Raw genomic sequence first — 14410 nt, 5'->3', positions numbered from 1 at the left:
CCGGAATAAATCCCAGAGGCTTCTGATATAACTATTCTTCACTAGTATCTACAGGCATAACAATCTCTTTTATACCATTAAAATTGCTGATAGTTGTTTGCAACGTGAGCACTGACTCTGAATTTAAGTTTTCTGATTTCAATGAAGTGAATATTTCTGCCTCCACTTTATGCGGCAAAAGTGTAGTTTTATCCAGCATATATCTTAGTTTAATCTTGTCTGTCAAATTCTGCTTCATCAATTTCATCGTTTCCTTACTCGCATCATGAGACGATATCTCTATCGAAAGTATGTATTCTTGTTCCTCCTCAGAAACAACGATCCCCTGAGAATCTATCCGGTACATGTCTATATAATCATACGGGTCAATAAATCTTTGTGCGATTTGTTTTTCTTTCGCTGGAATATAATCGTCCTGCTTAATAAATAAATCATCCATTACCTTTGTATGATATTCAGTATCCGATATGTATTCTTCTCGTTCCTTTCCTTCCGCAGTCTCCGATTTTAGATATACGGTATAAGGATTTCTAACATAGTCGACATGAAATGAGGCTGCGCTCGACCAATGTTTATCTTCACTTTTTTCCGATTTGCTGGATGTTTCTTCTTGTTTCTCCATTTCTATAGTATAGCTCTCCTGCTTAGCCAGTTCACTCCGAGACATGCTGAGCAGCTCCTCTGCACGCTTATCTCCCTCTCCTTCAGCACCTGATTTAGTGTTCGTTGCACAACCTGTCAAACCTAACATACAAATAATACCGATAAAAACCATTTTTCTGATAAACATATTACTTCCCCTTCACTTCAAATGAAATCCAAATATAACTAAATCTATTTTATCATTATAAAGTTAACAGCTTATATGACGGAAAAGGTAGACATGTGAAAAAACGGCTTAAGATACACTTTTACGCTGGGTTTGGTGCGATGCAAATCAAAAAATACCTCCCCGCCTTTACAGCAGAGAAGGTATTTAAATAATATTATCCAATTCCCTTAACTCAATGTGTCAACACAAACTCATCCAGCAGCTTTCCATCCACATCATAGGCCTGATAGGTTAATGTATCCCCGGTAACGTTAATGCCCGCAAACATTTGCTTATTGTTCTGAAAATGCACCGCATGATAGAACTGATCTTCTTTTTTCTCGTTAAATTTCCCTCCAGAAGCGTTGGTCACCACATAGACTGTCCCTCGTTTAGCACCTTTGGAACTCTCACCTTCTGGAACTATTTTTCCGCCACGTAACGGGTAGGATCTGGAGTATTCATGATTATGACCCTGCAGCACTAAATCAACCTCATACGTATCAAAAATATCCGTCCAATTTTCAACTTTCTTATAGGAGTTCCCCCCGTAAGCCGGACGGTGCATCGCAACGATTTTCCACTTCTTGTCTGTGTTCTTCAGATCTTCCTTCAGCCACTCCGTTTGCTTTTTTAGATTGCTCTCTGTATTCAGTACCGTTACATGCACTGGTCCATAATCGAAGGAATACGAGGTGCCTGCAATTGAACCCTTTGCCCCATTATCCGGCAGGTTGAAGTGTGAAGTATAATGCGTTGCATCCTCATCCACCTCATCATGATTGCCTGTTACCGGCATTAACGGAATCCCTGAAATCCAGCCCTGCACATTGCCAAAAAAATCATCCCAGCCTGCCGAATCCTCCGGATCCTCCGTCAAATCCCCGTTATGCACAATAAATTTGGCTTCAGGAAATGTCTGAAAAGCCTTGTTCAGTGTATTTCCCCACAGCTTAAAATCCTCTGCCGTTTCCCCTTGAGAATCCGTTACATTGATAAAAGACACACTTGCCAGTCCATCTTCTTCCGTTGTAAATTCCGCTGCCGGACTCCATTCTCCTTCAACGCCACTACCCACTCTATAAGTATATAACGTCCCGGGTTCAAGACCCGTAGCTTCCACTTTATGAACACCTTTGGTGCCATTGTCTGTTTTGATGGAACTACTTTTCGCATCTACCCTTTGTACATCCGTATTTGCAAAAGAGGACACCTGTCCCTTTACAATCTCCAGAATGCCTGCTGCACTCGAATCACTTGTATACCAAGTAAACGCGCGGCTTGTGCTCGCATCTCCCTTAAAGGTAGTCACGAGATCATACGGTGCTGGTGAATTTGCATTACTTCCGCTTTTCGATCGTTCCAACCCATAAGCCACTAAAATAACCACAATCACAAGCACTCCTAGGATTATGGCAAATTTATAGTCTCTCATCACGGTACCTCCTTATGAAAATTTCTCTCTAGCCTTCTAAATAAGATAGCCCCCTACAAAGTCAGAAGTCAAATCTGCACACGAATCTTTATACAGACTTTTGTTAACGCAGTGTAAAACATTCAGCAAACATTCAGTCTATTTTAAGTTAAGCATAAGGTCTGTCTCCTAGAATTAGTCAAGCAGGAAGGTTAGCCAGAGATAGAGAGAGAAACGAGGTGTGAAAATGAATAAGAAGCTTCAATTCCGGCATGAACTTAAATTTTTCATTAACTATCATCAATACCTTATATTGCGCCAGCGATTGCAAAGCTTGATTGATAAAGATCAACACGCTAATGAGAGTGGAGAATACCACATTCGTAGTTTGTATTTTGACGATATCAACAACACGGCACTTGCAGACAAGCTCGGCGGTCTCCGAGAGCGGGCCAAATACCGGATTCGCATTTACAACATCCAAGACAACATCATTCACTTTGAGAAAAAAATTAAAATGGACGATTATATCGCCAAAATCAAAGAACCACTAACCCGGCAAATGTACGACGAGATTATGGCGGGCAACTACGAAGTGCTGAACGTCCCGGACAGTCCGCTGTTCATGGAGTTATACGATCAGATGCGCCATAACCTGCTGCGACCCAAGGTCATCGTGGATTATGTTCGCGAGCCTTATGTTTGCCACAACGGCAATGTGCGAATAACGTTCGATAAAGAATTACGTACGGGCCTGCATTCTACGGATATTTTCGATAAGGATTTGCATCCGATTCGGGCGATTGATGAGAACTTTATAATTTTTGAAGTGAAATTCGATGAGTATATTCCGGAGTACATTAAAATCGCGTTGCAGCTGGAGGGACTGAATAGGCAGTCCGCTTCGAAATACGTGATCTGCCGCAAATTCTTAAAAACTAACACTTGGGAGGATTATTGATTATGAATGCATCACTAGCACCGCTAGCAGCTACAACAACGACTACAGATACTACAAATAATTTTTCAGACATTATTAAAAACTCGGTGATCGACAATTTTGTATCTGATATTAGTATCTCCAAGATGCTGATTACCTTGGGCGTAGCTTTTCTGATCGGATACTTCATTTACCTGCTCTACAAACGTGTCTTTAGCGGCGTTTTATATTCCAAAAGCTTTAACGTCTCACTCATGGGCATGACCATGATTACAGCTACTGTCATTATCGCGATTAACTCTAACCTTGTGCTGTCCCTCGGTATGGTCGGCGCATTGTCCATCGTTCGTTTCAGAACACCAATCAAAGATCCAACTGATCTGATCTTCTTGTTCTGGGCAGCTGTAGCAGGGATTGTAACTGGAGCAGGATTTTTCACCTTGGCTATTATCGGTTCGATCATTATCGGCCTTATTTTGTTCCTGTTCATTAAACACTCTTCTATCGAAACGCCATACTTACTGGTCATTAACTGCGACAGTGATGAAAGCGAACGTGAAGTACACAGCCATATCACCAAATCCGTAAAACGCTACAATGTGAAGCAAAAAACAGTCTCCGCAAACAATATTGAATTGACGCTGGAGCTTCGTCTGGATGATAAAGTAGGCGGCTTTGTCAACACAGTCTCTAACCTTAAAGGTGTCAAAAATGCACTCTTGATCAGCTATAGCGGTGACTATGTATCTTAATTACAACGAGATGAAAGGCGGTGCACCAGATGAAAACCAGAGGTAAGTCAATCCTGCTGAGTTTTTGCTGCCTGCTGCTGGTCATCGCCGTAGCCGGGTGTCAGAATGCAAGTCCGTCTGCAATAAATAATCCAACGTCTGATGCTCAGGACAAGGTCATTTCGAGCGATGAGAAAAAGCTAGACGAGCAGGTCTTTCCAAAAGATAAGGTCGTGGATGTCAAAATCACCTTGGACCCGGACGATTTTCAGGATATGCTGGATAATGCCAGTGCTGAAGAATATAAAATGGCTTCCGTCGAGTACAACGGTATGAAATACGATAATGTAGCTGTACGGACCAAAGGAAATCTCAGTCTCAGAAGCGTAGTACAGATGACAGACTCTGACCGCTACAGCTTCAAAATTTCTTTTGATGAGTATGTTAACCAGAATTTATTCGGCATTACTAAGATCAACCTGAATAATAATTACAGCGATGCTTCTTATATGCGTGAATTTCTGACTTATGAGCTCGCTGAAAGTGTCGGTCTCCCGACGCCGAAATATTCCTTCGTCAATGTGTATGTAAACGATGAACTGAAGGGTTTCTATCTTGCAGTAGAACAGATCAGTGATGCTTATCTGGAACGCAATTTCGGCAACACTTATGGTGCACTTTATAAAGGTGTAATGACCGGTCAGGGCAGTGATTTGACTTGGCTGGGCGATGATCCATCCCTCTATACTGGACTAGAAATGAAATCCGATAAGTCTAACGATGATATTCTTGTCGACATGCTGAATGAGCTAAACAACGGCACCGATTATGAAAAATACATCGACGTAGAGGAATCGCTGAAGTATATCGCTCTAAATGCGGTCACGGGTAATATGGACAGTTATTTAGGTGGAAATAAGCAGAATTATTACTTATATGAAGACGATGGGGTCTTCTCGATTCTGCCGTGGGATTACAATATGGCTTTTGGCGGCATGGGAAGCGCAGATGTGTTAATTGACGAGCCTACCCAAGGTGCGTTGGCAGAACGACCACTGATTGCGAAACTGCTCGCTAATGATGAATACAAAACGAAATATCATGAGATTGTTAGTGAGATGATTACTGGCTATCTAGCGGACGATACGTTCCAGGCTCGGATGGATGAGCTGAACACGATGATTTCCAGCTATGTCAAAGCGGATCCATCCGCCTTCTACACTTTCGAACAGTATGAAAATGGGATAAAGGCTGTTGAGACCTTCATGTCGAACATGGCCACAAGTATCCAGCAGCAACTCGACGGTACCATTCCTTCCTCCGGTGACGGATCAGGAAGTGGTGGTGGCATGGGCGGCGGTGGCTTTGGTGGCGGCGCTAAAAATGGCGCAGCTCAAGGCGCTGCGGGTGCTGGGCAGGCCACAGGTGCGGATGGCGCTGGGCAGGCCACAGGTGCGGTTGGCGCTACTGGTAATGCTGGCGCAAATGCAGCTGCACCAAATACCGAAGGGCAAGCGGCTACGGGTGGACAGACTGCCCAAGGCGGTGCAGGTGGTGAGCCTGGTGCCATGGGCGGACCGGCTATCCCTAATGGCGGCGAGGGGCCTGGCAGTAACTCACAAGCAGCTGCGGGTGGGCAGACTACACAAACAGGGCAAACTGCTCAAGGAGGACAGGCCAACACTAACGGGCAAGCTGCTCAAGGTGGACAAACCAACACTAACGGGCAAGCTACTCAAGGTGGACAAACCAACACTAATGGCCAAGCTGCTCAAGGTGGATTTGACGGCGACGCGGGTGGTGAGCCTGGTGCTATGGGCGGACCCGCTTTCCCTGAAGGCGGCGGAAATGGTCCTGGTGGTGGCGGCATGGGCGGCGGTGGCTTTGGTGGCGGTATGCCTGGTGGTATGGGCGGTGGCGACTTTGGTGGTGCTGGTACTATGCAGCAAAAAGGCAGCACGAGTGAAGCCATCACAACTGGCGTCGCCATCCTTCTCCTAATACTAACCGCTGCTTTCGTAACCTTTTACAAACGCAAACGGCTGTAGATAAGTAAAAAGTATCCTCATCACCAATTAATTCATGCAAGAAGCCTCCGTCGTTTATTGACGGAGGCTTCTTGCATGAACACTATATTCTTGTATCACAACTAGTTCCCGCTTACTCTTTTCGCCCGCGCAATATACTTATGGTTGCTATTAAAAAGGCTAGTAAAGAGATCCCTAATGCGATATAGACCATTGGGTTGACACTGGTGGAGTTGTTCTCGCTTTCCATGATGGCATTATGTTCTTCCATGCTCATGCCATTGTCACTGGAACCATGAGAATGTTCATCCCCACCGGAGGCTTGCACAATCGAAGTAATAGAATGCGGACTTTCTGTTCCTGCCTCACCAGACCACTGCACCAAGCTGCCATCGGCATAATGCTGATAAGCATCCCAAGCAATGTCGCCTGCAGTATCAGGATTCTTTGCTGTGAAATAGAAACGTTGGAATTGCCCTGCTTTAATTCCTTCTCCATTAGCTATCCAGCTAACTTTGTTCCCCTCAATGGTAACATCCCAGCCCGGTGTAGCCTCATATTGCTTGAACTCGGCACCCGCCGGGATTCGTAGATCGACTTGTACAGTCGCCACATCTTTTTCTGAAGGAACTTTAAGTGTGTAAGTCTCCCATGCTCCGGTACTGGATTGTGCTGGTGCTACGGTTACGTGCGCGCTAGCCACGGCTGCGAACAACAGAAGTGTTGCAGCGGCTGGTGCGAAGAGTGTCATTATTTTGCGAGATAATCTGTTCATAGTTAGAGTGCCTCTTTCTTTAAGTAATTTTATCATTTTTCACTTTCATCTCTATCCTCATATTTACCGCGGAAAATCACGTTTACGTGAAGCAAGCCCCTGCTCCAGAGCATAACGCGTTAGCTGCGTACGATTTTGGAGTTGAAGCTTCTGAAGGATGTTTTTCAGATGGTTTTTTACGGTATGCTCCGAAATCGACAGGCTTATGGCAATCTCTTTATTCGTCGATCCGGAAGACACACAGCTTAAAATCTCCTTCTCCCTCGCCGTCAAAGACTCCCCTTCGTCCGTTAATGAAGGAACGGTAAATTCTTTCAAGATTTGAAAAGCCAGCTCCCGGCTTAGCGGTGCTTCTTCATTCACAATCGCTTGCAAATATTCAATCCAGGTGGAAGGTGCCAGATTCTTCAATAAGTACCCTTGTGCGCCTTGCTTCAATGCTTCGAGGAGGTGGGAAATTTCGTCCGATACCGTAACGATAACGATTTTGACATAGGGATATTCCTGCTTGATCCGGCGAGTAGTCTCCAGCCCGTCCATCTCCGGCATCTGAATGTCGATAAGAATGAGATCAGGCATCCACTGGGCCGTGAACGCGATCGCCTCAGGACCACTCTCCACTACTCCAATGACCTCAAAACTATCATCCATGGACAAAATCTCACACATCGCCTCACGCGCATGCGCATGATCATCCACAACCAAAACCCGGTACCGGCTCATAAACTTCCCCCTCCTTTCGTAATTTCCACATTTGTCCCCGTATTGCCGGAGCTCACCTGAAGCTTCCATCCCATTCCTTCGACACGTTCCTTCATGATCTGAAGGCCGTAACTTCCGTTCACCTCAAAGGGATCATGCTGAAATCCTTCGCCATTGTCGACAATCGCCACGCTCCAGTTTTTCTCAGTGCCTGCACCTGTGATAGAAACCTTCGCCGCTCTTGTATGCTTACGCACATTAATAATAGCCTCTCGGATACAAGATAGCAGCTCTGCTTTTTCCGAAGGAGAGAGGGCTTCATCCTGTAGACTCCAATCCAAGGAAACCTCAATCATAATCTCGTTAGCCATTTGAGCAAGCTGATCTTTAACCGACTGTTCCAATGAAAAAGAGTGCTGCTCAGACACTGGTACCTTCAGATTGGCGATCGCCTGTCGAACATAACGGTTCACCTCGTGGACGGTCTTTTTGATCTGATCCACATTTTCTTCGCTGACTTCCCCATTCCTGCGGCTTGCTTCCAAACGATCTATTTTGACAGATAAAAGAAATAAAGATTGCGCCATCCCATCATGCAGTTCCTTAGCTAGCCCTTCCCGGGCTTTCATTGCCTCTTTGAGCGCACGTTCCTGCTCCAGCTCCCGTTGATTCCGCTCCATCAGCGAAAACAAAGGGACGAGCAATACAAGAGTGAACAAAAATACGAGGACAGGTGTCAAATAATTCCCCAGATCCATCGAGATATAAGGCATTAGAAACTGATGGCGCACGACCTCCCAGATCCCTACCATTAGCGTTGGCAGTAACAGGATCATATACTTGATTCGGTTATACGTTGCTGTCCCCTCCCGTACATCTTATGATTAACAATATCACCGTCACAATTCTGCTACATGACTCGATCGGGCTATTTAAAGTTCTTATTGTTACAAATTTAAGTATTTTAAAAAAATAATGCTATCCTTCATAATATTATAAGCAATATATAGTGAAAATTTATACTTTCTTATATTGTAGCAAAAAAAAGATACATCCTTCGATGTATCTGCATCCCAGTTATAGTGGTGATGTGTAGCGTCCGTATTGAATGTCCATTTCTTTAAAAACATTTCCCTCTTTTTTCAGGAAAAATGTGTTTACGCCTTCCGCTCCCCACCACTCCATACCGAGTAATGGACCTTCAGCAGTTTCCGCCGCAAAAAGAATAGAGAACATCTCAGGTATCACTTCCCCTCCATCATCCACTCTCCAGACGGAAAATTCATCGCCTTGAATGACAGCCGGATAATCCATAAAGGTAAGCCCGGCCTTATCTTCCAGCACGAGACTAAATAACATCTCCTGATCCTGTCTAATGAATTGAACGAGATACAGCTGCCGATCACCAGACAGGTCAGCAAGTTTCCAAATGTGCTCTACTTCACGATTTTTCGCAGAAACAATATTCTGCCGCACACTTTCTGCAACATTTAGCGAGGCTTGCTTAACCTCTGTAGGCTTAACAGAGATTAGCGCATTCGCATTAAACTCTGCCTGATCCGTCAGGTAATAGGTCTCATCAGGGGTCGCATTCCCCTCTTCAACCGTATAAAGATACCCTGGCAGATTCATAAAATTGTGAGCCATCTCCCGGCCATTACTGTTCTCCGTACCCTCCTGCCATTTATTCAATTTCACTTTTAGCACTTGCCCATGATCGCCGATCGCTTCATTCAATTGTTGCATTTGCGCATCCAGCCCTTTTTCCTGCCCGGTGACTAAGATGCTCTTGCCAGACTCATCTGCAAAACCAAAATTCGCCTTCAGCTTTTCAGCTTCCAGATAAGCTGCTGGCTGCTGCATGCTTGCCGTTGGCGTTGGCTCTACACTTGGAGAAGGGGTTGGCTTGTTAGAGCCTGAGCAGCCCGCCAGCAGTAGAACAATAAGGAAACTCACACTGAGCTTATTCATTCCCATTCCTCCAGACGAAACTAAAATATTCCCATACTAAGATACCGTTCCCCTGTGTCAGGTGCAATGCAAAGCACGCGTTTGCCAGCCCCAAGACGACGTGCTTCCTGCAACGCCGCCCATACAGTGGCACCACCGGATGGACCCAGCAGAATTCCTTCTTTTGCAGCCAGCGTTCTTACCGTCTCCAAGGCAGCTTCATCCGCAACTTGAACGATGTCATCGTAGACCTGTGTATTCAAAATGGCGGGTACGAAGCCCGGACTCGTTCCTACCAGCTTATGTGGTCCTGGCTTTCCTCCAGATAATACGGGCGAGCCTTGCGGCTCAACCACAAGAACCCGGATATCAGGTAGATGCTCACGCAAAACCTCACCGGTTCCAGTTATCGTGCCCCCAGTTCCTGATGAAGCAACAAACACGTCCAGCTTACCTTCCATTTGCTCCAGGATTTCCAGAGCGGTCGTTGTCCGGTGAATATCCGGGTTGGCTTTGTTCTCGAATTGCTGTGGAATAAAACTGTTCTCCACTTCTTTTCCCAGCTCAATCGCTTTTGCTATAGCTCCCGGCATCCGTTCTGCTGCGGGCGTCAGCACAACATCCGCACCATAAGCCTTTAGAATATTGATTCGTTCCTTGGTCATATTATCAGGCATGACAAGAATCGCTTTATACCCTTTTGCCGCGGCATTCATCGCTAAGCCTATCCCTGTATTTCCACTAGTCGGCTCAATGATCGTCCCGCCCGGCTTCAGCAAACCTGCTAGCTCGGCTTGCAGGATTAGATTATAAGCTGCCCGGTCTTTTACACTGCCACTTGGATTAAAAAGCTCCAGCTTCACGTATAGTTCTGCATCTTGGGGGCTAGTCAGCCGATTTAATCTTACAACCGGTGTATTCCCAATCAGCTCTGTTATATTGTTAACCACTAAGGATGTCATTTTAGAGCCTCCTTCATTTCTGTACCTTCCATTATTGTAACGTGAGCAGCACCTCCTGTCGATTCAGAACCTTAGTTTCTGCAACCTGAAAACAACCGCCCCCCACGAAAGCGGGAGACGGCTGTTCAGTACTGGCAGCATTTATTTTTAAGGATTAACGTTAATCGTAAAAGTAGACGTATTATTTTTAATATTCGTTACCGTGTTGGTAATCTTCAGATTGTTAAAGGTGGCTGACCCTCTGGCAGGACCTTGCCCAGCCTCAGCCGCTTCATTTACCCAGATGCCCACTCCGGATTTGCTGTCAAAAGCATCTCCACTCTTTTGCGCACCGGAAATTGTGACATTCGTGAAGAGGGTATCTGTCACTGGGAATTGCGGCGTGGAGCCGACATAGTTGGTCTGGAACATGATGCCATGATAGGTTGGATCAATGATATCCACATCACTGACACGAATGCCTTGGAATACCTTAGAGGCTGAGAATACCCAGATTGCCGGGAAGGTCTGTGCCCCCCAGAAATGTCCACCTGCACGAACAATGGAAATATTCTCAAAATTCGTTGTCGGTGAAGCGCCAAAGCCGTTCATTGGATACCCGAAGTCAAGTGAGCTGATCGTAATTCCAGAATAGCAAAGCGTGTCGGCAATATAAATGTTGCGGAAGGTATTGGCATATCCGCCATAGACGGCTACACCTGCTGCCCGCCAGGTTAAGATTGAAGTGAGATTCTCATAAATATTATCCTTCATATCTGCACCACCGGAATCAATAGCCGAAAACAATGCAAAGCTATCATCCCCTGTTGCCCGTGCCTCAATATTGGATACGAGATTATTCGTGCTGCCATTCGTCATATTGATGCCGTCAGCGAAGATGTTGCGGATACGGGAGTTTTTGATCACCATGTAATCCGTATTAGCTCCCCAATACATACACACCTGATGTTCGGTCCAGATGTTATCGATCGTAATATTTGCCACATTGGAGAAATCAAATACTTTACCCGGGCCATCAATACGTGATGTGTAGTTCCCAAAGTAAGCAAAATTCGCAAAAGTAGAGCCGTTAGCGGTATCGCTTGCCCGGAAACCGATATCCGTATTCTCCTGATTCGTTGGAGCGTAAAATCTCGTATACCATGGGCCCGCACCAATGATCTTCACTGCTTTTCCATAGACCTGAAATTTACTGGAGGTCTGATAGTTACCGGCTGGTAAATACACACCTACGAGATTTCCGGTCGTATCCATGCGTACTTTATCTAGCGCATTTTGCACATCCTGATGTGTAAAGCCGGCTGGGACCGTATATTTGGCCGGATCTGGATTGGTAATCGGTGATACCTGCTCCAAACTGATGAAATCAATGGCATACTGCGAGGTATTTGCCACATCCTTTTGCAGTCGAATCGTACTACCTTTCGGAATCGTGCTGTCGAACATAATGTTAGCTTCATCATAAATATGCCGCGGAGAACCCGCGCTTGGTGAATTGCCGGGACTTATCTCTGAACCGTACAGCCATGCATATTTAGAGGTCAGATTAATCGCCTTGGTATAAACTCCGTTCACATAGATGTTCAGTGTAGCATTCGTACCGTCTCCACTCGCCGAATCTGGAATGGAGAAGCGGGTGACCAGTGTATTAGTGTCAGCCTTAGTAGTGAATTCTACATAACTGCCTGTAGTATTCAGTGTGACTGCTCTTCTGCCTGAAGCCTCACCCGCAAGATCTCCAATGGTCCGATTAGCAGTAAGCTTCACAGCCCCGCCACCAATCACACCCTCCTCAGCCTCATACATGTCGTAAGGCATATTGGCTCCACGACCTACAAAAAGAGACTGTGTTTGAATATTATTGGCCTGTTTAACTGGCAGCTCATTAGTGTCTACGGCAATTTCCGTCTTCACAGTATATTTGCCATTAGCTGCTGTCCAAGTGCCAAGACTAACAGGAGGCGCTGTTACTCCACTGCCAATCACGCCGTTATAGGTTCCAGTTAAGGTTTGGAGTACAGCATTCGTAGTAGCATCCAGAACCTTCAAGGTTATGTTATGCGCACCCCCTGCGGATGCTGCTGTCCCTTGATTCTTGATTGCTACCGAGAAGCTGACCACATTGCCGCCTGCTGGATTGCTTGGTGTCCAGCTAACAGGGGAAGCTACTAGATCAGAACTGGATACGGGAGCAATAATAAGAGAATTTGGGCTAGTGAAGCTGTTATTGCCTTCGTTCAATTCAATAACCGTATTTTTCTCGTCAACCTTTGCAGTTAAAGTATAGGTAGCAGCATCCTTTGCGCTTATATTTAAAGTGACGTTCGTAGATGCGCCAGCCGCTAATGCCCCCACTGGGCTAGTGCCTACAAGTGTGCTGCCCAAGTAGAAATTCACATTAGTCGCTATGGAAGCTAACGTTCCAAGGTTTTTTACCGTTGCATTTAAAGTAATGGCATTGGTCTCTACTGGAGCTGAAGGTGACCATGTAAGACCGGTTATCGCCAAATCCGGATTAGCAGCTGGTGCACCCATCACTTGGAATTCAGCGATTTGTCCAGCGGTTGAACCAGTATTGGTGGTAATCTTCAACTGTACTTCACTAGCCGTGGCCGTTACCGGAATAGTGACCGTATTGCCAGTTGCCGGATTAAAAGTATACACGGTTGCTGGCACAAGACTAGTAAAGGCTGTTGTATTCTGATTATGCCCAAGCACTTGAATAGTCTGAGTACGTGTGGACCAGGCCGATGATGGATTCAGTTTGAGGACAATGGATGTAATATCGGCATTACTACCCAGGTTTACAGATAATGTATTGGGATAACTTCCTCCTGCTCCTTCCCAGTAAGAAGTTACATCACCGTCATTCGCATTTGTAGGAACAAAGGTAAAGACGGAAGAGGAAGCGTTGATGCTTTTGTTCAAAGCCAGATTGGAACCCGCCCCAGGCGTTGGTGTAACTGTTGGTGTCGGGGTCGGTGTTACCGTTGGAGTTGGTGTAGGTGTTACTGTCGGTGTTGGCGTAGGTGTTACCGTCGGCGTTGGGGTAGGTGTTGCCGCTGGTGTCGGAGTTGCCGTCGGCGTTGGCGTAGGTGTTGTCGCAGAAGCTGGAGTGACGTTCAAATTATCTAGATTCACATTTCCATTGTCTCCTGCATCGTACTTATAAGTAATGGTGTTAGCGCCAGCATTCAGAGCCAGCGTCTCAATCTTTGTTGACCAAGTATTCCAATTGGCCAGATTCGCAAGTGAGGTTTGCTTAATTTTAGTTCCATTCACAAAAACACTAATGGTTTTTGTACTGCCTGATGCATTTGAAAATCTTAATGTAGCATCATAGTTACCAGCAGAAGCCACATTAACGATAAATGCAGTCGCAGCACCTTGATTTAGGTAACCATCAACAAATCCTGTACCTGTATAACCTGTATGATCCGTGTTAACCTTGGCACCACCGGATAATGCGGCATCCTCCGCTTCATATCCTGAGGATGGAGTTGTAGTTGTATTACCATGAACCTCAAATTCCGCTAACTGTGCTGCTGGCCAGACCGTATTGGATGTGAAATTCAGTTTAACATATCTGACATTCGCAGCTGTAAAGCTGATGGTCACTGTATTGGAATCAATCGTTGGATTAAATGTATAATTGGCGGAATCTACTAAGTTATTGTAAGTTGCATCATCTGTACTTCCTTGCACCGCTAACGTTTGAGTTCTTGTTTCCCAATTCGTTGGCAGCTTTAGCACAACCTGATTCACGCTGCTTGCTGCCCCTAAATCCACTTTAATCCATTGCGGAAAAACACCGCTTGCGCTCTCCCAATACGTTCCTTGGCTGCCGTCATTAGCATTGGCTGCTACGTATACATCACCGAAGGAGCTTGAAGTAATAGTCTTCCCTTGGGCTAAATTCCCCGCAGCTAAACTCACCGAAGGATATAACCCTAACTGACCTACAAATAATATAACAATCAAAGAATATAGTACTGCCGTCTTCCCTGTAAATCTTTTAGAAGCTGCTATCATTGAATAACCACCTTCCAAAATTTTGTGGAGCTATGCAGCAGAAAGGATGCGCTTTCAAAACAGTAG

Annotated in this window: 11 protein-coding genes; 3 read left to right on the top strand and 8 right to left on the bottom strand. The window is 45.5% G+C overall.

The features are described from left to right. Positions 1–31: 31 nt before the first annotated feature. Both NST25_RS11560 and NST25_RS11555 read right to left on the bottom strand, forming a co-directional pair. Entirely contained in the window at positions 32–790 is a 759-nt protein-coding gene (locus NST25_RS11560; RefSeq protein WP_076130658.1) for a DUF6612 family protein, read from the bottom strand. 214 nt (positions 791–1004) lie between these two features. Further along, positions 1005–2246 carry a metallophosphoesterase family protein gene (locus NST25_RS11555; RefSeq protein WP_076187376.1) on the bottom strand — a complete coding sequence of 414 codons (1242 nt, stop codon included), beginning with the start codon at positions 2244–2246 and terminating at the stop codon, positions 1005–1007. Between the two features lie 226 nt (positions 2247–2472). Between NST25_RS11555 and NST25_RS11550 the strand changes: the two genes are divergently transcribed. The 3 genes from NST25_RS11550 to NST25_RS11540 are packed head-to-tail and all read left to right on the top strand — an operon-like array spanning position 2473 to position 5944. Next, positions 2473–3186, top strand: a complete 714-nt coding sequence (locus NST25_RS11550; RefSeq protein ID WP_036683495.1) for a polyphosphate polymerase domain-containing protein — start codon at positions 2473–2475, stop codon at positions 3184–3186. Between the two features lie 2 nt (positions 3187–3188). After that, positions 3189–3917: a DUF4956 domain-containing protein gene (locus tag NST25_RS11545; protein ID WP_340394038.1), complete on the top strand. Its 729-nt coding sequence runs from the start codon at positions 3189–3191 to the stop codon at positions 3915–3917. A gap of 29 nt (positions 3918–3946) precedes the next feature. After that, positions 3947–5944, top strand: a complete 1998-nt coding sequence (locus NST25_RS11540; RefSeq protein WP_340394036.1) for a CotH kinase family protein — start codon at positions 3947–3949, stop codon at positions 5942–5944. Positions 5945–6056: 112 nt separating this feature from the next. On the opposite strand, the gene NST25_RS11535 is transcribed toward NST25_RS11540, so the two are convergent. The 6 genes from NST25_RS11535 to NST25_RS11510 form a co-directional block, all read right to left on the bottom strand. Beyond that, positions 6057–6698: a DUF1775 domain-containing protein gene (locus tag NST25_RS11535; protein ID WP_076130655.1), complete on the bottom strand. Its 642-nt coding sequence runs from the start codon at positions 6696–6698 to the stop codon at positions 6057–6059. 63 nt (positions 6699–6761) lie between these two features. Continuing rightward, positions 6762–7421, bottom strand: coding sequence for a response regulator transcription factor (locus tag NST25_RS11530; RefSeq protein WP_076130654.1), 660 nt, complete (start codon positions 7419–7421; stop codon positions 6762–6764). Continuing rightward, a complete protein-coding gene (locus NST25_RS11525; RefSeq protein WP_254857126.1) occupies positions 7418–8191 on the bottom strand; it encodes a histidine kinase in 774 nt (257 codons plus the stop codon). The genes NST25_RS11530 and NST25_RS11525 overlap by 4 nt, the downstream gene beginning before the upstream one ends. A gap of 286 nt (positions 8192–8477) precedes the next feature. Next, on the bottom strand, positions 8478–9371 hold the full coding sequence (locus NST25_RS11520) for a hypothetical protein (RefSeq protein WP_339190594.1): 894 nt from the start codon (positions 9369–9371) through the stop codon (positions 8478–8480). Positions 9372–9391: 20 nt separating this feature from the next. Further along, positions 9392–10312 (bottom strand): cysteine synthase A, encoded by a 921-nt coding sequence (gene cysK, locus NST25_RS11515; RefSeq protein ID WP_036683481.1) that lies wholly within the window; start codon positions 10310–10312, stop codon positions 9392–9394. 147 nt (positions 10313–10459) lie between these two features. Further along, positions 10460–14344: a discoidin domain-containing protein gene (locus NST25_RS11510; protein ID WP_340394031.1), complete on the bottom strand. Its 3885-nt coding sequence runs from the start codon at positions 14342–14344 to the stop codon at positions 10460–10462. Positions 14345–14410 lie beyond the last annotated feature (66 nt).

Source organism: Paenibacillus sp. FSL E2-0190 (genome assembly GCF_037992965.1).
Lineage (GTDB): Bacteria > Bacillota > Bacilli > Paenibacillales > Paenibacillaceae > Paenibacillus_AQ > Paenibacillus_AQ odorifer.
This window is presented reverse-complemented; position numbering and strand designations above follow the sequence as displayed.